The 26702-nt window shown below is 45.7% G+C and carries 24 protein-coding genes; 13 read left to right on the top strand and 11 right to left on the bottom strand.

The window, feature by feature from the left end:
- Positions 1-79 precede the first annotated feature (79 nt).
- The 4 genes from coxB to L5M38_RS11215 are packed head-to-tail and all read left to right on the top strand — an operon-like array spanning position 80 to position 4669.
- A complete protein-coding gene (coxB, locus tag L5M38_RS11230; RefSeq protein WP_263179130.1) occupies positions 80-1612 on the top strand; it encodes a cytochrome c oxidase subunit II in 1533 nt (510 codons plus the stop codon).
- A 9-nt stretch (positions 1613-1621) separates the two neighbouring features.
- Positions 1622-3214, top strand: a complete 1593-nt coding sequence (ctaD, locus tag L5M38_RS11225; RefSeq protein WP_105250642.1) for a cytochrome c oxidase subunit I — start codon at positions 1622-1624, stop codon at positions 3212-3214.
- A gap of 1 nt (position 3215) precedes the next feature.
- Positions 3216-3797, top strand: a complete 582-nt coding sequence (locus tag L5M38_RS11220; RefSeq protein WP_263179129.1) for a cytochrome c oxidase assembly protein — start codon at positions 3216-3218, stop codon at positions 3795-3797.
- Complete coding sequence (locus L5M38_RS11215; protein ID WP_105250644.1) at positions 3794-4669, top strand: cytochrome c oxidase subunit 3; 876 nt, start codon at positions 3794-3796, stop codon at positions 4667-4669. The genes L5M38_RS11220 and L5M38_RS11215 overlap by 4 nt, the downstream gene beginning before the upstream one ends.
- 4 nt (positions 4670-4673) lie before the next feature.
- Here L5M38_RS11215 and L5M38_RS11210 read toward each other — a convergent pair whose 3' ends face one another.
- A complete protein-coding gene (locus L5M38_RS11210; RefSeq protein WP_105250645.1) occupies positions 4674-4892 on the bottom strand; it encodes a DUF2909 family protein in 219 nt (72 codons plus the stop codon).
- Between L5M38_RS11210 and L5M38_RS11205 the strand changes: the two genes are divergently transcribed.
- From L5M38_RS11205 to L5M38_RS11185, 5 genes are all read left to right on the top strand, one after another.
- Positions 4891-5655 carry an SURF1 family protein gene (locus L5M38_RS11205; protein ID WP_263162685.1) on the top strand — a complete coding sequence of 255 codons (765 nt, stop codon included), beginning with the start codon at positions 4891-4893 and terminating at the stop codon, positions 5653-5655. The two genes, L5M38_RS11210 and L5M38_RS11205, sit on opposite strands and share 2 nt — an antisense overlap.
- 90 nt (positions 5656-5745) lie before the next feature.
- Positions 5746-6291, top strand: a complete 546-nt coding sequence (locus L5M38_RS11200; RefSeq protein WP_173497970.1) for a hypothetical protein — start codon at positions 5746-5748, stop codon at positions 6289-6291.
- Positions 6291-7268: a COX15/CtaA family protein gene (locus tag L5M38_RS11195; RefSeq protein WP_263179128.1), complete on the top strand. Its 978-nt coding sequence runs from the start codon at positions 6291-6293 to the stop codon at positions 7266-7268. Before L5M38_RS11200 ends, L5M38_RS11195 begins: the two co-directional genes overlap by 1 nt.
- 14 nt (positions 7269-7282) lie before the next feature.
- The gene (gene cyoE / locus L5M38_RS11190; RefSeq protein WP_263179127.1) at positions 7283-8188 is read left to right on the top strand and encodes a heme o synthase; all 906 of its coding nucleotides are present in this window, start codon (positions 7283-7285) and stop codon (positions 8186-8188) included.
- A 47-nt stretch (positions 8189-8235) separates the two neighbouring features.
- Positions 8236-8868, top strand: coding sequence for an SCO family protein (locus L5M38_RS11185; protein WP_263179126.1), 633 nt, complete (start codon positions 8236-8238; stop codon positions 8866-8868).
- Here L5M38_RS11185 and L5M38_RS11180 read toward each other — a convergent pair whose 3' ends face one another.
- The gene (locus L5M38_RS11180) at positions 8869-9915 is read right to left on the bottom strand and encodes a polysaccharide deacetylase family protein (protein ID WP_168827212.1); all 1047 of its coding nucleotides are present in this window, start codon (positions 9913-9915) and stop codon (positions 8869-8871) included.
- Between the two features lie 22 nt (positions 9916-9937).
- On the opposite strand from L5M38_RS11180, the gene L5M38_RS11175 reads away from it, so the two are divergent.
- Together L5M38_RS11175 and L5M38_RS11170 are read left to right on the top strand one after the other, a co-directional pair.
- Entirely contained in the window at positions 9938-11305 is a 1368-nt protein-coding gene (locus L5M38_RS11175; protein ID WP_263179125.1) for an MATE family efflux transporter, read from the top strand.
- Positions 11306-11385: 80 nt separating this feature from the next.
- Entirely contained in the window at positions 11386-13323 is a 1938-nt protein-coding gene (locus tag L5M38_RS11170) for an alpha/beta hydrolase family protein (protein WP_219234915.1), read from the top strand.
- Between the two features lie 83 nt (positions 13324-13406).
- Here L5M38_RS11170 and nfuA read toward each other — a convergent pair whose 3' ends face one another.
- From nfuA to L5M38_RS11135, 7 genes are all read right to left on the bottom strand, one after another.
- Positions 13407-13985, bottom strand: coding sequence for a Fe-S biogenesis protein NfuA (gene nfuA / locus L5M38_RS11165; protein ID WP_006079591.1), 579 nt, complete (start codon positions 13983-13985; stop codon positions 13407-13409).
- A 239-nt stretch (positions 13986-14224) separates the two neighbouring features.
- The gene (gene urdA, locus L5M38_RS11160; RefSeq protein ID WP_263179123.1) at positions 14225-15973 is read right to left on the bottom strand and encodes a urocanate reductase; all 1749 of its coding nucleotides are present in this window, start codon (positions 15971-15973) and stop codon (positions 14225-14227) included.
- A gap of 92 nt (positions 15974-16065) precedes the next feature.
- Positions 16066-16830, bottom strand: coding sequence for an outer membrane protein OmpK (locus L5M38_RS11155; protein ID WP_263179122.1), 765 nt, complete (start codon positions 16828-16830; stop codon positions 16066-16068).
- Positions 16831-17004: 174 nt separating this feature from the next.
- Positions 17005-18249: a sensor histidine kinase gene (locus L5M38_RS11150; RefSeq protein WP_263179120.1), complete on the bottom strand. Its 1245-nt coding sequence runs from the start codon at positions 18247-18249 to the stop codon at positions 17005-17007.
- On the bottom strand, positions 18236-18913 hold the full coding sequence (locus L5M38_RS11145) for a response regulator transcription factor (protein ID WP_219251885.1): 678 nt from the start codon (positions 18911-18913) through the stop codon (positions 18236-18238). The genes L5M38_RS11150 and L5M38_RS11145 overlap by 14 nt, the downstream gene beginning before the upstream one ends.
- Before the next feature lie 2 nt (positions 18914-18915).
- Complete coding sequence (locus L5M38_RS11140; RefSeq protein ID WP_219251886.1) at positions 18916-19662, bottom strand: helix-turn-helix transcriptional regulator; 747 nt, start codon at positions 19660-19662, stop codon at positions 18916-18918.
- 177 nt (positions 19663-19839) lie between these two features.
- Positions 19840-20622 (bottom strand): ComF family protein, encoded by a 783-nt coding sequence (locus L5M38_RS11135; RefSeq protein ID WP_219251887.1) that lies wholly within the window; start codon positions 20620-20622, stop codon positions 19840-19842.
- A gap of 32 nt (positions 20623-20654) precedes the next feature.
- Here L5M38_RS11135 and bioH point away from each other — a divergent pair, with 32 nt between their 5' ends.
- Complete coding sequence (gene bioH, locus L5M38_RS11130) at positions 20655-21449, top strand: pimeloyl-ACP methyl ester esterase BioH (RefSeq protein WP_263168594.1); 795 nt, start codon at positions 20655-20657, stop codon at positions 21447-21449.
- Positions 21450-21510: 61 nt separating this feature from the next.
- Positions 21511-22056: a hypothetical protein gene (locus L5M38_RS11125; RefSeq protein ID WP_105250659.1), complete on the top strand. Its 546-nt coding sequence runs from the start codon at positions 21511-21513 to the stop codon at positions 22054-22056.
- Between the two features lie 99 nt (positions 22057-22155).
- Here L5M38_RS11125 and L5M38_RS11120 read toward each other — a convergent pair whose 3' ends face one another.
- Both L5M38_RS11120 and L5M38_RS11115 read right to left on the bottom strand, forming a co-directional pair.
- Complete coding sequence (locus tag L5M38_RS11120) at positions 22156-24120, bottom strand: LTA synthase family protein (protein ID WP_263179117.1); 1965 nt, start codon at positions 24118-24120, stop codon at positions 22156-22158.
- Between the two features lie 217 nt (positions 24121-24337).
- Positions 24338-26701, bottom strand: a complete 2364-nt coding sequence (locus tag L5M38_RS11115; protein WP_263179116.1) for a Tex family protein — start codon at positions 26699-26701, stop codon at positions 24338-24340.
- Position 26702 lies beyond the last annotated feature (1 nt).

The following is a 26702-nucleotide window of genomic DNA, read 5'->3' as shown; positions in this document are numbered from 1 at the left end:
AAGAGTTTGCATAGAGTTGAGACTTACTGTGTTGCTCTTCTTTGTAGTTGCTATTCGCAATTGGCAGAGGAGAAGTCTTGTGAAGCAATTGTTGTATTGTTTACTCGTGGTGCTTTTCGCACCACCGTTGACCGCCGCGGACATGCGGTTCAACATGACCCCTGGCGTGACCGAGATCAGTGGCAAGGTTTATCACTTGCACATGACCATCTTGTATATCTGCTGCGCAATAGGCCTAGTGGTCTTTGGCGTCATGATTTACGCCATGATCAACCACAGAAAATCCAAAGGCGCTGTCGCGTCCCACTTTCACGAAAGCACTAAAGTTGAAATCGCTTGGACGATTCTGCCATTTATCATTTTGATCTTAATGGCGATTCCAGCGACAAAAACTTTAATCGCAATGGAAGATCCCAGTAACGCCGATCTCACCGTAAAAGTCACGGGTTCCCAATGGAAATGGCATTACAGCTATTTCGATCAAGATATTGATTTTTATAGCATACTGACAACACCCAGAGCACAAATCGAAGGCACCGAAACCAAGGGTGAAAACTATCTATTGGAAGTCGATAAACCGCTCGTTCTACCGATAAACCGCAAAATCCGCTTTCTGATGACTTCAGAGGATGTCATCCATTCTTGGTGGGTACCCGCCTTTGCAATTAAGAAAGATGCCAACCCTGGATTTATCAATGAAGCTTGGACTCGCATCGACAAACCCGGCATTTACCGCGGTCAATGCGCCGAACTTTGCGGAAAAGACCATGGTTTTATGCCTATCGTAGTACAAGCGTTACCTGAAGCCGAGTTTGAGGCTTGGGTAACAGAGCAGAAACAAGCCGCAGGTGCTGCGGCTGAAGCCGCTCAAGCCGCTTTATCACAAACCCTAAGTAAAGAAGAGTTGATGACTCAAGGTGAACAAGTTTACCTCGGGCACTGCGCAGCCTGCCACCAGCCCAATGGCGAAGGGTTGCAAGGCGTATTTCCGCACCTTAAAGGTAGCCCGATAGCAACGGGACCGATCAGCGGCCACCTTGAAATTGTGCTCAACGGTAAAACGGGTACAGCCATGCAAGCGTTTAGTAAGCAATTGACTGCACAAGAAATCGCGGCAGTGACTACCTACGAGCGTAATGCTTGGGGCAATAATACTGGCGATGCAGTGCAAGCCAAAGACGTCAACGAGTACATGAACGGCAATTCTGCACAAACATCCGCCGCGGTACCAAGCAGTACAACTCCGACACCCGCACCTGCAGACGTCTCAGCTGCAATCGATCCCGCAAGCCTCCCCACACTCAGCCATGACGCCCTCATGGCCGAAGGTGAAACTGTCTACGCGACCTTCTGCGCTGCCTGCCATCAAGTGACAGGTGCAGGAATACCACCCGCCTTCCCCGCGCTAGTGGGTAGTGCTATCGCCATTGGACCAGTCGCCAATCACATCGATATTGTGATGCACGGCAAAACGGGCACGGCTATGCAGGCATTTGGCAAACAGCTTAGCCCACAGCAACTTGCAGCAGTCATTACCTATGAACGCAATGCTTGGGGCAACAATACCGGCGATACAGTGCAACCTGCTGATATCGCAAGTCATGGACAGTAGGGGATAATGATGAGCACAACGACTCAAGATCAAACCGCAGCCCATGATGACCATCATCATGGTGCGCCAAAGGGCATCATGCGCTGGCTGCTGACCACCAACCATAAAGACATAGGTACTTTGTATTTATGGTTCAGCTTCATTATGTTCTTAACCGGTGGCGCTATGGCCATGGTGATCCGCGCTGAACTCTTTCAACCTGGATTACAATTGGTCGAGCCCAACTTTTTCAACCAAATGACAACTGTTCATGGGCTGATCATGGTATTCGGTGCGGTAATGCCAGCCTTTACAGGGCTCGCTAACTGGCTGATCCCTATGATGATAGGGGCGCCCGATATGGCGCTGCCACGGATGAATAACTGGAGTTTTTGGATACTCCCCTTCGCCTTTACTATTCTTCTCAGTTCGCTATTTATGGAAGGTGGCGGACCTAACTTTGGTTGGACCTTCTACGCACCACTATCAACAACGTATAGCCCAGACAGCACGGCGCTCTTTGTATTTTCTATTCACATCATGGGGATTAGTTCGATCATGGGCGCAATCAACGTGATTGTGACCATAGTGAATTTACGCGCGCCAGGCATGACATGGATGAAGTTACCATTGTTTGTCTGGACTTGGCTTATCACGGCATTCCTACTGATTGCGGTTATGCCCGTACTCGCTGGCGCAGTGACTATGGTGCTGACCGATAAGTTTTTCGGCACGAGTTTCTTCGATGCGGCTGGCGGCGGCGATCCTGTGATGTTCCAGCATATTTTCTGGTTCTTCGGCCACCCTGAAGTTTACATCATGATCTTGCCGTCCTTTGGCATCATCTCTGCCATAGTCCCAGCCTTCAGTCGTAAACCCCTATTTGGCTATGCATCCATGGTTTATGCTACGGCTAGTATTGCAATTCTGTCGTTCCTCGTGTGGGCGCACCATATGTTCACCACAGGTATGCCAGTGTTTGCCGAGCTGTTTTTCATGTATTGCACTATGTTGATTGCAGTGCCAACTGGGGTGAAAGTGTTTAACTGGGTTGCCACTATGTGGCGCGGCTCACTCAGTTTCGAAACGCCCATGCTGTTTGCTGTAGCCTTTATCATACTCTTCACTATTGGCGGTTTTTCGGGATTAATGCTCGCCATTACGCCCGCCGACTTCCAGTACCACGATACTTATTTTGTTGTGGCACATTTCCATTATGTGCTCGTGACTGGTGCGATTTTCTCCATCATGGCAGCGGCCTATTACTGGCTACCTAAGTGGACGGGGCACATGTACAACGAACGACTGGGACAATGGCATTTCTGGTGCTCGGTGATATCCGTCAACGTGCTATTTTTCCCGATGCATTTCCTTGGGCTGGCAGGAATGCCAAGGCGTATCCCTGACTACTCGATTCAATTTGCCGATGTTAATCAAATCGTCTCGATTGGTGGGTTCGCCTTCGGCTTATCGCAATTGATTTTCTTAGTATTAGTAATTAAGTGCATCCGTGGCGGCGAAAAAGCTCCCGCTAAACCTTGGGAAGGTTCCGAGGGTTTAGAGTGGACATTGCCAAGCCCTGCGCCTTACCACTCCTTCACGACACCACCTGAGGTGAAATGAAATGGCAACCCAACACCAGCAAGATAAACCTAAGTCAAATCGTAAACTTATCAGCATGTTAGTTATAGGCTGTATTGGAATGTTTGGTTTTGGATTCGCGCTGGTGCCGCTCTACGATGTGCTGTGCGAGCAACTCGGTATCAATGGAAAACCATCCAATACCGCGAGTAGTTATCAAGCAATCACAGTAGATACAAGCCGAATAGTGACTGTGGAATTTATTTCTCAGGTACAAACAGGCATGCCATGGACATTTGCGCCACAAAGCAAACGGCTCGAAGTTCACCCTGGCGAGCTAATTCATACGGCATTTTTGGCGCGCAATATGTCCGCTAAAGCAACGATTGGCCAAGCGATACCTTCAGTTTCGCCCGGCCAAGGTGCCGCTTATTTTAATAAAACAGAATGCTTTTGCTTTAATCAACAACCCTTAGCGGCGGACACTAGCGCTGAGCTGCCGCTCATTTTCTATGTGGATCCTCAGTTACCTGAGTCTATCCATACTCTGACCCTCTCTTACACTCTCTACGACATTACCGACAAGCAGTTAGCGTCTGCCATAGAGCAAGGAGCTGCAAAATGACAACGAAACATCAGTCTTACTACGTTCCATCCCAAAGTGTCTGGCCTATTGTAGGTGCCATTGGCTTGTTCTTAATCGCCTCTGGTGCAGGCCTTTTCGTGCAACAGTTGAAATCAGGTGCATCCGGTGGCGGTTATGTGCTGCTGGTTGGAATAGCTGTGATCCTATTCATGCTGGTAGGTTGGTTTAGAACCGTGATCCAAGAGTCGATGGCAGGGCTCTATTCTAGCCAAATGGATCGATCGTTTCGCCAAGGTATGAGCTGGTTTATTTTTTCGGAAGTCATGTTTTTCGGCGCTTTTTTCGGGGCACTATTTTATGCCCGCATGTTCGCAGTGCCTTGGCTCGGTGGCGCATCGAATAATGCCATGACCCACGAAGTACTCTGGCCTCAGTTTGAAGCTATTTGGCCGCTCATTACTACGCCAGATGGCACTAAAACCCAAGCTATGCCATGGACTGGACTGCCATTAATCAACACTATCGTACTGCTAACCTCCTCAGTTACCTTACATTTCGCCCATGTCAGCCTAGAAAAAGGCAAGCGTTCTGCCATTACTCTCTGGCTTGGTATCACCATACTCTTGGGTATGGGTTTCCTTGCCTTACAGGCAGAAGAATATATGCATGCCTACCGGGAAATGGGACTCACCCTGACCTCTGGGATTTATGGCAACACCTTCTTCCTGTTAACTGGCTTTCACGGCATGCATGTCACACTGGGGACGCTCTTTTTATTCGTGTTGTTTTTCAGAGTGTTGAAGGGGCACTTTAGCGCAGATAAACATTTTGCGTTCCAAGCGGGGAGTTGGTATTGGCACTTTGTGGATGTGGTCTGGCTGTGTTTGTTTATTTTCGTTTACGTTCTCTAGTGCTTTAGTAAGGCGTGGGATTGGGGCTAATTAACCCAGTCCCTAAGGCCACCAGCAATAACAAGATAACGAGCACGGAGAAAATCACTCGCCGCCCAAGATAACGGCTCATAGGCACTTTTTCATCACCTTTCACCATAATAAACAAGGCGCGACCTAGATTAAAAATGATGAATAGCAACAGCAGAACTAAGACCAACTTAAAAATGAACAGGCTATTCATACAATATCCTCATGTTCTGCTGAATAAATTAACGGTTTTTCTACTGATATTGACTGTGGCTGTATTAACTATATTGGTCAAGTTGGGTTTATGGCAGTTAGCCCGTGGTGAAGATAAAACGACGCTTTTAGCCCAGATGGAAGCAAGGCAAGCTTTGCTGCCATTAAGTTTTGAGCAGCTCCAACTCAAGGTCGGCAAAGAAGGTGTGACTGGTTATCGACTGCAAGTACGCGCCACTCCCGCAAGCTCACAAATCTGGCTGCTGGATAATCAAATCTATCAAGGTCAAGTGGGATATTTAGCCTTTCAACCTCTGCAAGTAGAAGTTGAAAAACCTTGGTTGCTGGTCGAGTTAGGCTTTGTTGCCGCTGGCTCCCATCGGGATGAGTTGCCTCACATCACTCCCCTAAGCGGAGCATTAAATATCGAAGGCAGACTTTATCAAAAGCAAATCAATCCCTTGAGCCAAGCTTTAATGGCAGAAACAGGGACAAGCATTCGCTTTCAAAATTTAAATATGCCCGAAATGGCTAAGGTATTAGGGCACCCAGTGTTACCTGTCGTGTTGCAACCAGAGCAATTACCTTCCCTCACATTGCCCCATCCTTGGCAACCTTTCCCACTGTCGGCACAAAAACATTGGGGCTATGCGTTGCAGTGGTTTTCGATGGCAGCCGTATTTGCAGGGCTAATGCTGTGGCAAGGGATTAAATATGTAAAACGCCATAGCGCCCAAACAGTCGCAAACTCAAGGAGCAAATAGGGAAATTCGTACCATACTTAACAAGACACCAATAAAACTAAATAAATATAAAACAATAAATTAGGGATAATTTGAATGAGAGGAGCAAGCATGAACTCCCAAAACAAATCTAAACACAAAGCATTAGGGCTATTACTGCTGGCGTTTATTGCACCCGTAGTGATTGCTAAGCTAGTGCTGAGCCTCAATTTATACCATGGCGGTGCCACCAATCATGGCGAGCTGATCAGTCCCGAAACCAGTTATGCCAGCCTTGGGGTTGAAAATTCTAATCCCAAAGAATGGCAACTACTGTATTTATTGCCCACCAAATGCAACGATGCTTGCCGCGAACGCCTGTATATTTTGCGCCAAAGCCACACAGCGCTAGGGCCAGATCAGGCGCGAGTAGAACCGCTCATCCTCACCCATCCCGACAGCGATCTTAACGCCTTAAGCACCTTTAACTTCAATACTCGTCCCGCCAATGCAGGCTTAAGCAAATGGTTAGATGAACAGCAGCTAATCATAGTCGATCCCTTAGGCAGCTTAGTACTGCGCTACCCTCAAGTGCAGGGCAAAGAAGCACATTTAGCTCAAGGCAAGGCACTGATTGCGGATCTGCGTAAGTTGTTAAAACTGTCGAGGGTAGATTGATGCAACTAACTTGGACCCTACGCTTAACCTTAGTCTTTACCCTATTGGTGATTTTAATGGGCGCTTACACCCGCCTATCGGATGCAGGGCTCGGCTGCCCCGATTGGCCAGGCTGCTACGGCCATATTAAAGTGCCCACCCAAGACCATGAAATCGCCCATGCGCAAACTATATTCCCAGATCACGATATCAATCCAAAGAAAGCTTGGCTGGAAATGATCCACAGATATATCGCAGGCGGACTTGGCTTACTGGTGTTGTTCATCTTAATTTTGTGCTTAAAAACACCGGAAGCACCCAAAAAGTTGCCGATCATCATAGTGCTGCTGATCCTTTTTCAAGGAGCGCTAGGTATGTGGACAGTGACCATGAAACTCATGCCAATAATTGTGATGTCGCATCTTATTGGTGGCTTTAGCCTAATCTCGCTGCTGTTACTCCTTTACCTGCGAACCCGACCTCGGCGTATATTTAATAGCGAAACTCATGCTCGACATCTCGCACCGTTAGCATTGGTGAGCCTATTCGTCCTTGTGGGTCAGATCATGCTGGGCGCTTGGACATCATCGAATTACGCGGCGCTCGCCTGCACCGCATTACCCATCTGTGAGGGAAATTGGGTAGATAACTTAGCAATAGCCGAGGCATTTTCACCGTTCCAAGGCCAACACCCTAGCTTCGAATTTGGTGTGCTCGATTACCCTGCACGAATGACTATCCACGTAGCCCACAGAATTGGCGCTATCGTCACTGCCAGCTTGTTACTCGTGCTCGCCTACCGATTATTTGTTGGCGCTACGGAACTTAAGGCTTTAAGCCTTTTATTAGTGGGGCTAGTCATACTACAAGTGAGCTTAGGTATTTCTAACGTAGTGATGCATTTACCACTCGGTATTGCCGTGTCTCACAACGGTGGTGCGGCACTACTGCTACTGACCTTAGTCACAATCAACTATTTTTTATGGCGCAAAGCATAAGCGAGGGATCCAAGATGGCAAAACCACTCTCAATCACCAGTAGCCTGCCCACTTTCAGCGTAACATGGCGCGCCTATTTTGAAATGACCAAACCTAAAGTGGTTGCACTGATGCTGCTCACAGTCTTAGTCGGCATGTGTCTTGCTGTGCCCCATGCAGTCCCCGTTCAACCTTTAATCGCCGGTATGCTGGGTATTGCTATGATGGCGGGTTCTGCGGCGGCGTTGAATCATCTGATCGATCGCCGTATCGATGGCTTAATGGCGCGCACCTACAATCGCCCACTGCCTAAGGGACGCATTTCGGCCACGCGCGCGTTAATTTTCGCCGCTAGCTTAGGTAGTTTTGGCTTTATCGTCTTATATTCCTTAGTCAATCCACTCACAGCTTGGTTGACCTTTGCCAGCCTGATTGGCTATGCCTTGGTTTATACTGCCTATTTGAAACGCGCAACATCACAAAATATTGTGATCGGTGGCCTTGCGGGAGCTATGCCACCCTTGCTGGGATGGACGGCAGTGACGAACGAATTTCACGGCCATGCGTTATTGCTAGTGATCATCATTTTTACGTGGACGCCACCACATTTTTGGGCACTGGCCATTCACAGACGCGCCGAATATGCCAAAGTAGATATTCCCATGCTGCCAGTCACCCACGGTGTCGAATTTACTAAAACCTGCATCTTGCTCTACACAGTATTGCTGGCGATTGCTTGCCTGTTACCTGTGCTGGTTGGCATGTGTGGGCCAGTGTATTTCGTCAGCTCGAGTTTACTCAGTACGGGATTTATCTATAAAGCATGGCAACTTAAATATCGGGATCATGATGGCTTAGCGATGCAAGTGTTCCGCTTCTCTATCTACCATTTAATGTTGTTATTTATGACATTACTGCTAGACCACTATTTGTGGAACTAGTGTATGGAACGAGTTTGTCGCGCTAACCTGTATTTATGGAGCGAATAATGCAGAAAAGAATTTTAGTCATCGCCATTTTGTTGTTCGGTCTTGGCGGCCTATTTGCGGTGAAATTTAATCCACCAAAACCTATCGAGTTAGAGAGCGGTTTTCTGTTTCCACAGGCCTATGAATTAGCGCCCTTTGAATTGATTGATCAACACAAGCAAGCTTTTACCAATGCCAGTTTGCAGGGAAAATGGAGCTTATTTTTTATCGGTTTTACCTTTTGTCCCGACATTTGCCCTACGACCTTAAATAAACTTGCGGCAGCTTATCCTGATCTAAACAAAATAGCGCCATTGCAAGTGGTGTTTCTATCCGTCGACCCCAAACGGGATACACAGGATAAACTCTTAACCTATGTGAATTTTTTCAATCCAGAGTTTAAAGCTGTAACGGGTGAACAAACGCAAATCTTCCCGCTCACACGCAGCTTAGGACTCACTTATGCCATGGTGGGTGAAGGAGAAAATTACCAAGTCGACCATAGTGCGGGTTATGTGTTGGTGTCGCCGCAGGGAACGCGAGTTGCGGTATTTAAACCTACGGCAGCGTTAGGCAAACCGCCGCAGGTATTAAATGATAAATTAATTAGCGATTTTGAAAAAATAGTGGCGCAATACAAACCTAGCCGTTGATCACTCTTTGACCCAAGAGCCATCGTCCTTTGGCCTTACCCAAGGCTGAGAAAACCAATAGTAGCCATTACGCGCCTTACTCGGCGCTGTGCAGTTATAACGCGAGCGCCCCGCGGGCAAGGCTAAATCCGCTTGAACACTAAACTCGTTTTCATTGAGCCAAGTCGGCTGTTTTGAGCCTTGACCTTGGATATAACACATCACTTGCTTAGCAGATATATCACTCATATCGAGGGTCACTTTAAGCTCTGGACGCCAATGACCACCCTTTAACTCAGGATCACTTGGGGTTTGTGCAATCACAGGCATATTTAAGCTGTATAACTTTGCCTTAAGGCTTTTTAGGTCAGCATATTGTCCAGCAACGGGGAAACGCGGCAGGGCCGTTAATGGCGAATAGGGCCCCGCGGCACCGGACTGTTGCCCAAAAGCGACAAAGCCGTTCTCAGTTAACATATCCTGCAACGCTTGATTGTACTCACCATATGGATACGCCAACATTTTAAAATTGTGCCCTGTGGCATCTGCAATCGCTTTTTCTGTATCTAAGATATTGGCTTTTATCCGCGCTAACCACTGCGCCTGTGATTCATTTTCTAAGGCGCGGATCAAATGTTCGTGCGCCCAACTGTGGTTAGCAATATCGGCGCCTTCCTTGGATAGTGTGATGAGTTCATCCCAAGTCATCATCTCGGTAAACTTTTGTTTAATCGGCTCAATTGCCACAAACAAGGTGTAGGGGAATCCAAATTCCTTTAGGATAGGATGCGCAGTAGTCGCTATACTGCGATAACCATCATCGAAGGTAATTGCGATTGTTTTAGCGGGTAAATCTTGTTTTTGCTTGATCGCTTCAACCACTTTAGAAAGCGGGATCACCTTAAAGCCGTCATCGACGAGAAACTGCATTTGCTCACGAAATTGCGCGGGCGTAACGCTGGTTGCCGCCGGAGTGGTTTCTGACACATGGTGATATTGCAGAATGACCACGGCATGGGCAGAAAACGTCATTAGCCCTATGAGTGCCAACAGCACACGTTTAACCATAATGTAAACACCTCTGAAATTAATGAATACTGCTAAATCAACTTGGCTCGACCTCATGCTCAACGGCGCGAAAAATCGCCAGTTACTGGCGCTCGCCCTGCCGATGATACTCTCCAATATCACTATCCCGCTGTTGGGCTTAGTGGATACGGCTGTTATAGGTCATCTGAGTGAAGCCTATTATTTAGGGGGAGTCGCTGTCGGGTCAACGATTATCACATTAATCATTTGGTTATTGGGATTTTTGCGTATGGCGACGACAGGTTTAGTCGCGCAAGCCTTTGGTGCTGACGATCTTCACGCCCAGCACAAACTCTTAGTCCAAGGCGCTATGCTAGCGATGTTATTGGGCGTAGGCGTTATCGCACTGCAAGTCCCGATATTGAATTTAGCGTTGGGATTATCCGAAGCGAGTAGCGAGGTCGAGCGTTATTGCCGCGAATATTTTCAGGTACGGATTTGGTCAACGCCCTTCGCCCTGCTCAATTTAGTGATGTTAGGTTGGCTCTTAGGGCGACAACAACCTAAAGCCGCCATGTGGCAGCTGATTTTAGCCAACCTTGCCAATATTATTCTCGATGTGGTGTTTGTCCTCGGCTTGGGTTGGGGCGTTAAAGGCGCTGCCCTCGCCTCAGTCTTTGCCGATATCACCGCTTTCTCAGTCGCACTCACTATGGTGTTGCAACAACTCAAGCGCGCACCCGAGTTTCACTTATCTCAGCTATTTCCCCATGTCACCTTAACGGGTTATGGCAAATTACTGAGGCTCAACACCGATATTTTTGTCCGTAGCCTCTGCTTGCAGGCAGCTTTTGCCTTTATGACATTCCATGGTGCAGGTCTAGGTGATAATACCGTTGCGGCCAATGCCGTGTTATTGAATTTACTGCTGTTAATCTCCTATGCACTCGATGGCATTGCCTATTATGCCGAGGCAGAAGTCGGTCGAGCTTATGGGCAAAAACAGGCAGAACAATTAAGGGAAGCTGTGATCTTAGCTTGGTGCTGGTCGGCCATAACGGCACTAGGATTCTGCGCTGTATTTAGTCTTTTTGGCAGTAATATTATCGCGTTATTGACCAGCATTAATGAGGTCAGAGCCACTGCGCAAACCTATCTTATCTGGCTAATATTCTTGCCTTTATGGTCCTTTAGCTCGTATTTATTCGATGGTGTTTACATAGGTGCCGCTAAAGGAAAAGTGATGCGCAATAGCATGATACTCGCCACCTTTGGCGCGTTTTTCCCAACATGGTATTTACTGCAGCTGCTATTACTACCAGAGCAAGGCAACCATGCCCTCTGGGCCGCGATGAGTGTCTTTATGATCATCAGAAGCCTAACGCTCGCAGGGCATTATTATTTCAGTCAGGCCTTTTTACATAAATAAATCTGTAAAGACAGTAGTTTACTAATCTCAAAATCATTATTATGTTGATTTTACAATTGTAACGAAGATGTGAATCGATAATGAAAAGGATTTTACCGCTGCTATTGCTGTGGCTATGTAACTATACGGTTGCCAACACTGCGCCACAATTACCCGTTGAAGCCTTTGCAAGCATCCCAGATGTTAGCTCTGTGCAGCTCTCGCCTAATGGCAAAAAAATCGCTTCTGTTGTACGGGTCGATCAAGCCAAACTCAAAGGTACTGTCGTTAGTATCCAAGATATAGAAACAGGCGAAAAAAGCATTCCGCTGCACACGGATAATCAAAAATTTGTCATCCTGTCTCTGCAGTGGGCAAACGATAATATCTTACTGATCAGTGCTAAGTTTCCGGCTAACCGTTACGGTACACCTACAACCGAAACCCGCCTTGTTAAGTATGATTTGACCACGAAAAAGACCTCGAGTGTCCTTCCGCGCAGCGTCTTAGACCGTCTTAATTGGATCCCGCAACATCAGGGGCAAATTATCGATCTTATGCCAGATGATCCCGATAATATTTTACTGTCATTAGACGGAATGGGCGAAAACGTAGGCGAAGACAGCGTTCTGAAAGTCAATTTAGCGCAGGGGAAATCCAGTTACACCCAAAATGCTAAAAAGAAGATTATAAGTTGGATTACCGACAGGCAGCACAAAGTCCGCATTTCTATCTACAACGATGATACTGAGTACCGTATTTATGAACAGGCCGAGCAAAAGAGTGATTCACGCTTGCTTTGGACCTTTAAAGCTTTTTCTGAGGACACTGTTTGGCCATTAGGTTTTGATGCAGACCCTAATATCCTCTACGTTCGCGCCTATCACCAAGGTTTCGAAGCCATTTTTAAAGTGAACCTGACCGACCCTAATCTTACAAAAGAGTTGGTTTACGCCAATGAAGCAACTGACGTCGAAGGGGATTTACTCTACTCGCAATTAAAGAAAAAAGTCATTGGTATCAGTGAAGGCGACGGCGAGGAATACACCTTCTGGGAAACAGAATATGTTGGACTACAAAATGGTCTTAAGGCTGTATTACCCGATGCTCACAACTATATTACTCAATTCAGTGCAGATGAACGCCGCTACATAGTGTATTCCACCAGCTCGACCGAGCCTGGCACTTATTATTTCGGCGATAGGGACGAAAAAACGTTATATCCCATCGCGAACAGATACGGCAAGCTCAATAGTGAGCTACTCGCCAACACCCAACATCTAACTTACGAAGCAAGGGATAAGCTCAAAATCGATGCTTACCTAACAGTGCCAAAGGGACTCGAAGCTAAACAGCTACCGACGATTATTTTCCCCCATGGCGGCCCGATCAGTTACGACAGTAACGGCTTTGACTATTGGGCACAGTTTTTCGCTAATCGGGGTTATGCGGTATTTCGAATGAACTTCAGAGGCTCGGCAGGTTACGGCTATGAGTTTATGAAGGCTGGCCTAAAAAGCTGGGGACTCGAAATGCAAAACGATGTTGAAGACGGGACTCGTTACCTAATTGCTCAAGGGATTAGCGATCCTAAACGCATTTGTATTGCCGGTGCGAGTTATGGTGGTTACGCGGCCTTAATGGGGGCAGCTATGACTCCCGATCTTTACCGTTGCGCCATCAGTGTGGCTGGTGTGACCGATGTGGCCTACCTAGTCAAATCAAGCCGCAGACATACCAACTATGAAGTGGTTAAAGAGCAAATAGGAGATGATCTCGATGCCCTCTATGAGCGCTCACCTATCAGTAAAGCAGATAAAATTAACATCCCAGTATTACTGCTTCATGGCGATAAAGACAGAGTCGTTAAGGTTCAACATAGCCGAGAAATGTATGACGAGCTCAAATCACTAAATAAACCAGTGGAGTATATTGAGTTGGAAAATGGTGATCATTACCTGAGCAATAACGACAACAGACTCGCGACGTTTAAAGCCTTAGATAAGTTCTTAGCTGATAATCTCAACCCTAAGTTATAACTTAACAGCTGCACTTAAAGCGAAAGCCAAATATAAAAAACGCGACTCAAGGTCGCGTTTTTCATTCAGCTCAACAAACAAGATTAAGCGTAAGAATGTTCACCGTGTTGGTGATCTGTCACGTCACGTACGCCAGTCAACTCACCTGGGAACATGTCTAACAATTGTTTTTCGATACCATCCTTCAGGGTGATATCAACTTGAGAACAACCATTACATCCACCGCCGAACTGCAGTACGGCTACGCCTTCTTTGGTAATTTCAACCAGCATGATATTACCACCATGGCCAGCTAACTGAGGGTTGATTTCAGATTGGATCACGTATTCGATACGCTCGACTAAAGGTGCATCACCAGACACTTTACGCATTTTTGCGTTAGGTGCTTTGAGCGTGAGTTGTGAACCTAATTGGTCAGTCACAAAATCGATAGTGGCATCTTCAAGGAAAGGTGCACTCTTCTCATCGACCATAGCATTGAAGCCAGTGAACTCGATTTCAATATCATCACTTTCTACTGCATCCGGTGGACAATAAGACACACCACACTCGGCTTGCGAGGTACCAGGACTGATCACAAATACACGAATATGAGTGCCTTCAGGTTGATCTGCTAACAACTTAACAAAATGGGCTTGAGCCGCATCGGAAATGGTAATCATGAAAACCTGCTCCGTCAGGGGATACCTGAGTGTTTTAGTAAGAATTAGCCGTATGATACTCCGACTCACCTTCGCTTTGTAGTCCTTTGGATAGCAAGTTTATGGATTTTTGCCATAGCGATCACGATTTATTCATCATAAACAAGCTTTAAACGAATGTGTTGTACGCGAGTGAACTGCATCATTTACAAACAAAAGCGACCCAATTGGGTCGCTTTAAGCCAGACATAAAATACAAACTATTTAGCCGCTTCTTGTCCAGCGATACGACCAAAGACAATGATATCAGTGTAAGCATTTCCACCGAGTCGATTGGTTCCATGGGTTAAACCAGTCACTTCACCCGCAGCAAACAAGCCCGGAATCACCTTTCCTTGTTCATCAAGTACACGAGTACGTGTATCAACCGCAAGGCCACCCATTGTATGGTGCACAGAAGGTGTCGCTTTTAAAATCCAATAAGGTCCTTTACTTAAATCAACCAATCCTGAGCGATGATTAAAGGCTTCATCCTTTCCTGTTACGGCATAACGATTAACGTCTTTAATCGTTGATAACAACTTGTCTTCAGGAATATTAAAGACTTTAGCGGCTTCTTCTAGGGTGTCGACCTTATACATTAGCCCGTCTTTTGTGAATTCCTTCAGTTCACCTTGATGCATTTCAACAGTATGGGCAACATCTTCAATAGCTTGGTTCCAGAGAACATAAGTATAACGGCCTGGTTGGGCTAGAATGGCCTGTGAAATCACATCTCGGCGTTCCAATTCTTCAACAAAGCGCTCACCCTTCTGGTTGATTAACACCGCACCAAAGAAGCGAGAGTCTGCAATCAAGGCAATTGCACCCGAGGTTGGGCTACAAATAGGATATGACTGGATATATCCCATATTTTTAGCTACTGCATGTATTTTTTCTGCCATCACAATACCGTCACCAGTACCACCTGAATGACCAGTGCTGCCATATCGTTCATCTAACTCTGGGTTATATTTTTTACGCATTTCCATGTTAGACGAGAAGCCACCCGTGGCAATCACAACACCGCGTTTTGCATAGTAGGTTACCGTTTTGCCATTATGAGTCGCTTCTACACCCACAATTCGGCCCGTTTGATCTTGAATTAACTTTTCAGCCTTAGTGTTGGTATGAATTGGTAAGCCCACTTCTTCAGCTTTAATAGAAAACTTGCTGATCACCTCTGCTCCGGTATGACCTTTAGGGATTAGCGCCCGTTTCACGCTGTGTCCACCAAACTGAAATAATTGATCTGGGTAAAATTCTACTTTGACGTAATCCCTTAACCACTCCGCAGCATCAACCGCATTATCGACCATGGTCTTAACCATTTCAGAGTCACCTTTGAAATCGCCGCCTTTTAGCGTGTCGCTAATAAACAGCTCTTTGCTATCGGTCACTCCCATATTTTTTTGCACCCAACTACCGGCCACATTCATCTCAGCGCCAGAAATCAAAGAATTACCGCCGATAATAGGCATCTTTTCAATAATCACTGCACTTCGTCCCGCAGTCATAGCCTCTAAACCAGCACTGAAACCTGCACCACCCGAGCCAATAATCACCACATCATAGGTATATTCTGCTGGTGTTAATGCTTCATTTTTTTTAGCTGAAGCGACAGCAACTAACGTAACACCTGCGGCTTCAATACTTTTACCCACAGCTTCTTTAAGCGCTTTAGACGTTACGGTTGCGCCTGCAATACCGTCAACCTCGATAGAGTTATTATCAATAATTGCCTGTTTAACATCTTTAAATACGGCACCAGCAAGGACCTTATTTTCCTTTTGCTTTAGTACATCAATCGCCACAATGTGTCCGTCTTTGAATGTGGTTTCGACCTGCACTTCGCCATGCTTGCCTTGAGCGGTTCCCTGGCTTTTTACTATTTGATGGGTAACTTGGCAGCCGACAATAATTGCTGTTGCCGTGGCAGCAATACCAATAATGGATTTTTTATAATGCATTACAATTCCCTTATTATTTTTAATGAAAACTAGAACAGCATCAAATTAAATGAGATTCTACTTATCAAAAATTCAACCTATTTGATAAACCGTTAAAACTGATAACCAACAGATATACCGTATTCAATCCCATCATTATATTGCGAACCCCAGCTATCATAATGGGTGATATATAACTTTGAAAATATTGAACCTGTGAGGCTTGTTTGTAATGTTGTAATTATCTGATGGCCATAGCTGTCATATGAAAATAATGATTGATGCGCTTTACCCCTATCAATTTGTGCTTCATAATTCAAACTTAAACTATTTTTTAAACCTAGCAACTCAAATGGGTACTTTGCATTTAAAACCATGGCATAACCTGACAGATCATTAAACTTCTCTGATGTGGGGGAAAAGCTACCAATGGTATAATTTAAACCGACACCATAGTTTAGTGATAAATTTTGAATTTTTGCATTATGGGTAATACCTAAGTAAAGATTATCTTCAACTAGCGTTTCACTCGCAGAGATAAAGTTCTGAGTCCAGAAGTTGAACTGCGACTCTCCCAGCTTATTTTCAAGTATCAATAATGACTTAATGGTAGTTTTACCATCAAGGTTCTTCTGATTTTCCGCGATTTCAGCAGGGTTTTCGAGCTTAAGATTAGCAAAGTAAGTACCCCAATCAGCAATGCCTAAATGATTCAACTTTACAAAAGGTTGATTAAAAACACCTGGGTTATCATTTTTTGCGGCACTAGTATAAAACTTATAACCTAAATCCACGCTCGTTTTATTCACATCAGCATATACTGAACCACTAAAAATAATTGCACTGACTAAAATAGATGCCACACTTTTTTTACACATAGAGCCCCTCTCAATCATGTATTCTAGGAAGTATTTTAAAATACTTATCGACCAGTAAACTTTATATAATAAAGTTACTACGAATAGCATGATGACTATGTGATCTAAGCCCAACGGCGCTTTTGCATTTTAAAAGTGTGTGGTTTAATGCAGTAAATCTATAGTTCCCATTCTTTAGTTATTAGATATGACCAGCCTAGCTGTAAATAAATTATTTGCAGATGAGCTAGTAAAAATCCAACCCAGTTGATTAGCGAGACGTTTCACTAGTAAAAGCCCTAAACCAAACCCATGACGGCCATTACTATTATAGGAATTGGCTATCTCTACACAACGACCAATTTGAGTAATGCTAATATCCATCCCACCATGCTCAATACTATTCCTCAATAAATTGCTTAATATGATTTTTAGCGGATAAAGCTGAACGGGCAAGCAAGTATCGTCACACAATAATTGAATTTTTTGCTCATAACCATGTGCCCGTTGCTGCTCCTCGATAATACTGGCAAGTAAAGGCGATAATGCTACGTTTTCCTTTTCTAGGTTTGAACACTCTTTATTAGTTAACCATAGTAGGGTTTCAATAAGTGACTTCATTTGATTGGTCGCTTGGGAAGCATACAGAGTTGCCCCCTTAAGCTCACCTTGTTGTAATGCGAGGATTTCGAATGAAGATTGGCATATGGCGACTGGCGTACGTAACTCATGGCTAGCAAAGCGTAAAAAATTGAGTTCTCGCTGCTGAGCCTCCTGAAGTTGTAAAATCGAGTTATCTAAAGCATCAACAATTGCCTTTAATTCAGCATATTCTTGTTCTGGTAAACTCAGTTTCCCTCCTCTTTCCCAATCATGTTGTTTAATCGCATGACTAATTTGATGAACAGGCGTAATCACTTTACTTTGCATATAAAACGCTAAGCTTGCACTGGCACAAAAGGTTATCAAGACAAGCAGCAAGATCGCCGTCATATTTTTAGGGGCAAAGTGCAAATCATGGGTAACACTAAACTGCAGCCAAACGTAGAGCGGCTGGCCAGCTTGGGTATAGTACACACTCAGCGCGTTAACAATGGGGCCTTCTGCATGCTCATAGTGAATTGTGCTCGCATCAGTTAAGACTTCATTGTTACTTAACTCACGAATTTGCAGCGGAATATCTCGCCAATGAGGATAGACTGTTAAGTTATCGGTTTTTAGAAGTGGTTGATGAAGTAATGATTGCTGAGTTGGCTCCGCCAGCTTCAGTAATGCTTCGGCCGCTTGCCCTGCATTGTGCATTGTGACTTCATGCATAGAAATCATACCTGCACACATCATGCAAAGCGGGATAAAACTATTTACACCTAAGGTTATTAATAGAAAAATAACTCCCCACACTTGATAACTACGCTTGAGGCTAAGTTTAGGCGCTTGCATTGATATCATCTCTAAGGCTTAAACCGACGCCACGAATCGTATGTAATATTTGCCGTTCAAAGGGGCGATCGATCACTCGGCGCAAAAGATGAATATGGCTGCGCAAGCTATCACTATCAGGTGTACTGTCGGGCCAAAGCATTCGCTCAATCTCTTCTCTACTCACCGTTTCTGGACTACGCCTAGCTAATAAAGCCAGGATCTGCCATCCGGTTTTAGACAAAGCCAGCTGTTGCCCTTGCCGATACACCATGTGGTTTGCAAAATCGATTTCTAGGTCGCCAATAGTCAACCTTTGGGGCGCGGGACGACGCTGAGCAACCACCTTCAATCGCGCGACCAGTTCCTCCATTGCAAAGGGTTTTACTAAATAATCGTCCGCGCCCACAGCAAACCCACTCAAGCGATCATTCAGACTACTACGTGCAGTTAACATGATTACTGGTGAGGTAATGCACTGTGCTTTCCAGCGTTCACACGCTTCAATCCCATCACCATCCGGCAAATTTAGATCGAGAATAATAGCGTCGAACTGCTGCTGACTAATGAGCATATCCGCTTGTGCCAAGTTGAAAGCGTAATCACACTCTATACCACTCAATTCAAGATATTGAATGATGTTGTTAGAAAGAAGTCGATTATCTTCAACCAGTAATATCAACATATTTAGATCAACTCATATTGATGGGCTAAATGGATTAAATTTGCTCTATTTGTAGCCCCAAATTTCTTACGCATGGATTCCATATGATATTCAACTCCTCTGACACTTATCGGGAGCTGAGTTGAAATTTCGTCGTTTTGAAGACCGTTTGCGACCATAAGTAGGATATCTCTCGCATTATCTTTAAGCAGAGAGCTTTGTAGAAATGGATTGAACAATTGTTTATTACATTCAAAAAGCTTGTTCTGAGCTTCCTTTAAAGTGCCTGCCAATCCCTCTAACACCACCTCCGAAGCACTAAGATGGCTAAGTAGTATAAACCGGCCTGCCCAATGACGATTAGAGTGGAATGAGATGGGCCAGCTCAAAACACTTTGAATATTATGCTTACTAAACAGTAGGCTGGTCTTATCATTTTTTTCACTCGTGAATCTATACATATAAGATTTTGAAGTATCCAATGAAAAACCAAAATTGAAATCATGGGAGGCTATCTGATTTAAATAAAAACGCTGTAATTCAGCCATAACAGGGGAAGAAGCTATGCTGGCGATAGGTTTTCTTAGTGCCGTAGGAGAGAACAGATTGGTATCTTTTGGAAAGTGATAATTTTCATACGCACAATGTGGAACTCCTTGAAACCAGAAACCACAAAAACCATGTAGCTTCAAAGAGTAGTTTATCGCCTGAATAACGTCCTTCAGCGTTGATGCCGTATCTGCATTTGATCGCGCCAGTTTAGCGTCCATAAATACCCTCCAAACGAAATAACATAGAAAGGTATCTCAATACAAAAAATAAACAAAACCCATTGATACAGATACTTACATCTTGTCGCAAAATTAAAACTTATTCATTTTTACGCAGTATTTTTGACATAATTTTGACATACACAAAGATATAATGGAGCAATGCTTTTAACCTTTTTAAATATCATCCAACAAGCCTGGCGCCTCTGCCCTTGCCAAACACCATACTTGAACATGCACATAACGCGCTTCGAATAAGCGAGCAATTTCAGAGACTGTAGTACCGGTGGTCACCACATCATCCACCAATGCAACACGTTGGAACGCAAAATCATCCGCTAACATAAAGGCATCATGTAAGTTGCGTCGTCGCTGCGCCCCCGAAAGCCCCGCCTGCGGTCGAGTGTCTTGTTGGCGCGTTAACCCTTCGCTCACTAACGGCAGTTGCAAGAGCTGCGATAACTCATGGGCAATTAACCAAGCCTGATTAAATCCCCGTTGTTGCAAACGTTTTGGATGTAATGGAACTGGCACTATCGCTTGAGGCAGCGAGATTAATCCTTGCTGTTCTAATACCTTAAGTCGTGCCACTAAGGCGCGACACAGCACGGGCAAAGCGGCAAGTTGACCTTGATATTTAATCGCACCAACCCAAGCCCCCAAACCTTGATGATAACTACAAGGTGCAATGACTTTACGTGGCTGGCGCTTTTGGCATTCACCGCAATAATCGACTTCTATTTGCATCGACTTACCGCAACCTAAGCAAATAGGCCCATGATATAAGCCAGATTGAAGACAAACGGCACAAATGCCAGTCTCGGGAAGTGATATGGATTGGTGGCACAGCAGGCAACGGTTAGGTAAACTGCCCGCCAACCACCTTGTACCGAGTTGATAGCCTAAACGCATTATCCGCAAAGCAGATTGCGGCCAAATCCTTTTGACAAAGTGCGGCATACATTCACCTATTCCATTTTTGAGGCACTCAAGTGAGCCAAGTGACATCCACAAACCAAGCAAATTTGCATATTGAAATCAGCGGCCAAGGGCCAGATCTGGTGATGCTTCACGGTTGGGGAGTGAATAGCGCTGTGTTTACGCCATTACATGAGTCACTGTCTCAGTATAGGGTGCACTATGTAGACTTGCCGGGCTTTGGCCATAGCCAAATGGTTGAAGGTGGCCTATCAACCTGGGTAGATACCTTAGTCGCTGCATTGCCTGAACACGCTATTTGGGCCGGCTGGTCACTCGGTGGACTCGTTGCGACTCAGGCAGCGTTAAGTTATCCACAAAAAATCAAAGGCTTGATTACTATTGCCTCATCCCCTTGCTTTATGGCAAGGGAAGACGAAGCATGGCCGGGCATTCCGCCACAAGTCCTTCATCAATTTAGAGAACAACTCGGCCAAAATTTACCTAAAACTATAGAGAGATTTCTGGCGATTCAAGCCATGGGTAGCGAAACCGCCAAGGAAGACATCAAACAACTGCGCGATCTTGTCCTCGCACGTCCTTTACCCAATACCAGAGCCTTAACTCAAGGCCTAAATATGCTGACCGACGTCGACTTAAGGCAGCAACTGATAGAGTTGCAACAACCTTGGCTAAGGATCTGGGGCCGACTCGACGGGCTAGTGCCCAAACGCGTACCACCTAAAATGCCCATCACAGCTCAAAGTGAGGATGTGATGCTCGCTAAAGCCTCTCACGCGCCCTTTATTTCCCATCAGCAGGAGTTTTTGCAGGTATTTATGCCTTGGTTAACGTTACAGACACGTTAACGCTTTATCTTTGAGCGATTAATGACTAGTATTTAACCATTAATGTGCCAAGGAATTTTCCATGTTAGTTGTCAGTAACTACCCCCAAGTCCCGCTAGCGACCAGTAATGTCGCGACGGACTCGGCTCGGGTCGACAACCAACTGAAACCTGTGGTCATCCCACCACAAGCGGCAACTAAAGGTCACGAAGAACGCGCCTTTAATCCACAGAATGAACGCACTACGGATCAAGCTCAACAACAGGCAAAAACGCTCGAGCATAATCAGCAGCAAGTTCAAGAAAAACAGCAGCAACAGCAATCCTCACAGCAACAGAACCAACAACAGCAAGAGAAAAAAGCGCCCCTTGTCGTGGCCGAGCGTGTTTTACCTAAAACGCTAAAAATTGCAGCAAGAGGCCAAGCGGCACTGCAACGTAAGGATATACGCTTAAAGGTCAGTCAAGGTGCAACAAGTTATGCCAGTAGTAGCGCTAAAGCGAATGTTCGACAATCGCTTCAAGGCGAATCGAGTCAATTTTATCAACAACTTGGGCAACGCATTGGTCAGTTCTATCAACAACAGACTCAACCAGAACAAGAATCTATTATGTCGACGTGGATTTAACCTATTCCAATCGTATTAATCCATTTGCGCACAAAATTAACCTGAATGATAAACAAAAATGCCGCTAAAAATAGCGGCATTTTTTATGCTGTTTAACGCTTATTTAGGCAAACGATACAGCTCTTGCTGGTAGGCTAAACTGCCCCACAATGCCCAACTTAAGGCTTTCTTCTCTAACGCTGCCGCAGCTGCCGCATAAGGCGTTAACTGCTCAGTTTTTTCATTATATTCGAAACCCTGTGCCTCTTTCTCTGGTTGCAGAATGACCACATCTTTACCTTCCATCAGCGCAAAGTTTTTATCGTATTGCATCAGAGCACGCCCTGGCCAATCATCGCTGACTTGGGTCAAATCTCGGCCCAGCATAGGGTAAGAGTCAGATATTCCAATTAAGGATAACAAAGTCGGCGGCAAGTCAATTTGACTCACGATACGATGATCGCGTTTTGGCGCAACATTATCCCCAAGAATTAATCCCGGAATACGGAAACGCGATACTGGCACCAGATCCGCACCACCCACTCGACTGTCATGGTCGGCAACCACGATAAAAATCGTATCTTTCCAATAGTCCGCGTTTTTCGCCAATTTGAAAAACTCACCAACCGCATAATCAGCATATTTCGCCGCATTGTTGCGAGTTTGCTTCGGTTGTTCATAAAGTTCGATACGATCATCTGGGAATTCAAATGGATCATGGTTGCTCGAACTAAACACTAAACTAAAGAAAGGCTTACCTTCGCTATGCAGACGCTCAAACTCACTGTTCGCCTTGCGCATTAAATCTTCGTCTGACGCGCCCCACGAACCCACGAAGGCTGGAGATTTGTAATCTTTCTGATCTATGATGTCACTAAAGCCGTTGCCCAAGAAGAAGCTACGCATATTGTCGAAATGGCTCTCACCACCATAAATAAACTGCGTTGTATAACCATGATTTTTAAGTAATTCAGCAATACTGAAAAAACCAACTTGGCTCTTACCTAGCTTCACCACAGCGCGAGCTGGCGTTGGCGTAAAACCTGTTGTCACTGCTTCGATTCCGCGTACAGATCGTGTACCAGTAGCGTACAAGTTATCGAAATACCAACCTTCTTTAGACAAGGCATCGATATTCGGTGTCAGGGGTAACCCACCTAAACTACCGACAAAACGGGCGCCTAAGCTCTCTTGCAGTAGGATCACTAAGTTCTTTGGCTTACCAGTATAACTGGCTTGGTTAAAGCTCAGTGATGGGATATCCGTTGAAGTAAAGGCACTTTCAGGGCGACCACTTTCCTGCCGAATCGTTGCAATAATCTCCGTGTTATCTAGCTTGCCATACACTTTAGAAGCATCTTCTTCACTATCCATCTGCTTGATGGCAAACACCAAGGAATAAGCAGAGTTAATCACTAAAGAGTTCACTAATGGATCGTCAGCAAAGGCCACCAGAGCGGGGTTAAGCGGACGATGACCCAAGGTTGAACGGGCACCTAATATCGTAATTGCGATAACAATTAACGCTAATACTGGACGCCAATACCAGCGCGGAAAGCGCAGGTTTCTCGTCAGTTTACCGCTGAGAACCCAACCGCCCCAGAGTGTACCTATGGTTAATAATATTGAGAAAATAAGCTCAAGCTTACGACCCGCCCACAGCATAGAAAGCACTTCTTTCGGGTAGATCAGATATTCCACATACAAACGATTCGGACGAAAACCGTATTCTTCAATAAAGGCGGGGGTCGATGCTTCTAAAAACAGCATTATCCACAGACCGACGGTTAACCACACCCGTAAAATCGGCTGCCATAGACGGCCAATAAAATGATCACCTGAAAATAATGCGGTTCCTAAGGCAGCAATACCCCATAACCAGCACAGGGTAGCGATATCGACGCGTAAACCTTGGATTAAGAGATGCGACCAACCATCAACAGCGGCCACGCGATCGGCTTGCCACAGCCCTAAAGCGATGCGGCTCGCGGTGGCAATGAAAAGCACTAATAGCGAGAAAATAAAGATGGCGCGAAAAGGCCCATGGGCATTGTTTCGCCCGCGAGGTGATAAACCAGATTGCATGTGTTACCCCAAAACGTGTAAAAAGAGCCACTCTGCTTTGGAGTGTCAATTTGAAAAATCGGTGAATAAGCTGTGCTATGACAACCGATTTTGCTTAACGTTGCATTAAATGCCGACTTTATATTCCCTAAGACGACATTTATGCAACAATTTTGTGAGTAACAGGTTAAAAATCGACTCGGACATGACGTATGTCCGAGTATTTACATTACAGCGTCTACTTTTTCAGCTTAGCGAAGGCATCGGCAAAGGCATTGCCCATGGCCGCGTTTGCTGGCGCTTTAGGTGTTTGCTTTTGCGCAGGACGCGCAGCCAGTTTCGCTGACTGCGGTGTTTTACCATGATTAGTTCTGGCAGGATTGTGCGGTCTTTGCTGCGGCTTGCTTTGGTCAATAGCTTCATCCAAACGCATGCTCAAACCGATGCGGCGGCGCTCAACGTCAACTTCCATTACTTTGACTTTCACCACATCTCCCGCTTTCACCACAGTGTGCGGGTCGCTGATGAACTTGTCGGTTAGAGAAGAGATATGCACGAGCCCATCTTGATGTACGCCAATATCAACGAAGGCACCAAAATTAGTCACGTTGGTCACTACGCCTTCGAGTACCATTTCAGGTTTCAGATGTTTAAGTTCTTCAACACCATCTTTAAACTTGGCGGTTTTGAACTCACCGCGGGGATCGCGTCCTGGCTTATCCAGTTCGGCTAAAATATCTGTGACCGTCGGCAGACCAAATTCCGCCGTAATAAACTCTTCTGCCTTGATGCTGCGCAGCAAATCAGAGTTACCCATCAGGCTCGCCAACTCTACTTGCTTAGTCTTAGCGATAGTTTCCACTAGCGAATAAGCCTCTGGATGCACAGACGAGGCATCGAGTGGATTGTCCCCTTCTCGAATACGCAAAAAGCCCGCCGCTTGCTCGTAGGCTTTAGGCCCTAAACGCGGTACTTTCAGCAGCTCTTTACGATTCTTAAACTGACCATTGGCATCGCGATAATCGACCACGTTTTTCGCTAACGTCTTATTTAAACCAGCCACTTGTGACAATAACGGCACTGAGGCCATGTTGAGATCTACACCCACGCCGTTTACACAGTCTTCCACCACGGCTTCCAACGAACCCGATAATTGGCTTTGACTCACGTCGTGTTGGTATTGACCGACACCGATAGACTTAGGCTCAATCTTCACTAATTCGGCTAATGGATCTTGCAAGCGACGGGCGATAGACACTGCACCACGAATCGACACATCAAGATCAGGAAACTCCAACGCCGCCAATTCCGATGCAGAATACACAGACGCACCCGCCTCACTGACCATCACTTTGGTCAAATGTGGATGGGTATCTTTCACTTCGGCAATCAGCTCAGCAGCCAGTTTGTCAGTTTCCCGTGATGCAGTGCCGTTACCAATCGCAATCAGCTCAACCTTATGCATTTTGACTAAGTTAGCCAAAGTACGGATCGACTTTTCCCACAGATTTTGCGGTGCGTGTGGGAAAATAGTCGCATGGCACAACAACTTACCCGTGTTATCGACCACAGCGACTTTAACACCGGTACGTAAACCAGGATCGAGTCCCATGGTGGCTTTAGCGCCCGCAGGAGCGGCCATCAATAAATCACCTAGATTACGGGCGAAAACTTTAATGGCCTCGGCTTCGGCGCGTTCGCGCATTTGCGAAATAAACTCGGTTTCCATCTGTAGCGCAATCTTGATACGCCATGTCGCCGTCACGACGGTTTTCAACCACTGGTCGACGCTGCTATCACCCAATTTCAGCCCTAAATGATCGCAGATAATTACTTCGCAGTAACTGCCTTGGCCCGCTTCGGCAGCAGGATCGGCATTCATAGATAACGCTAAGAAACCTTCGTTACGGCCACGCAGCATCGCCAGCGCACGGTGTGATGGGATCTTAGCTAACTGCTCTGTATGCTCAAAATAATCACGGAATTTCGCGCCTTCTTTCTCTTTACCTGCAATTAAGCGGCTTTCTAACACACTGTTTTGGCTTAAATGTTCACGCACTTTACGCAGTAATTCCGCGTCTTCGGCGTAGCGCTCCATCAGGATATAACGCGCGCCCTCGAGCACAGCTTTCACATCGGCGAAACCCGCTTCGCTATTGATATAACCCGCCGCTTTGGCTTCGACATCGGCGCTACGGTCAGCCAGTAAGGCATCGGCTAATGGTTCAAGCCCAGCTTCGATAGCGATTTGGCCCTTAGTGCGGCGCTTAGGTTTGAAGGGCAGATACAAATCTTCGAGACGTGTCTTGCTGTCTGCGTCGTCAATAGCCCTTTGTAATTCTGGCGTTAACTTACCCTGAGCTTGGATGCTAGACAGAATCACTTGGCGTCTGTCGTTCAGCTCACGCAGGTAACCTAAACGTGTGTACAAGGTACGCAGTTGCGTATCGTCTAATCCGCCCGTGGCTTCTTTACGATAACGGGCAACGAAGGGAACTGTCGCACCATCGTCAAGCAGAGTGATGGTTGCGGCAACTTGTTGCTCACGAACATTCAGTTCTTGAGCGATAATCTGAGCGATGTTATGTGCATTAGTTTGCATA

The sequence above is a fragment of the Shewanella sp. SM101 genome (genome assembly GCF_025654465.1).
In the GTDB taxonomy this organism is placed as follows: Bacteria; Pseudomonadota; Gammaproteobacteria; order Enterobacterales; family Shewanellaceae; genus Shewanella; species Shewanella oncorhynchi.
This window is presented reverse-complemented; position numbering and strand designations above follow the sequence as displayed.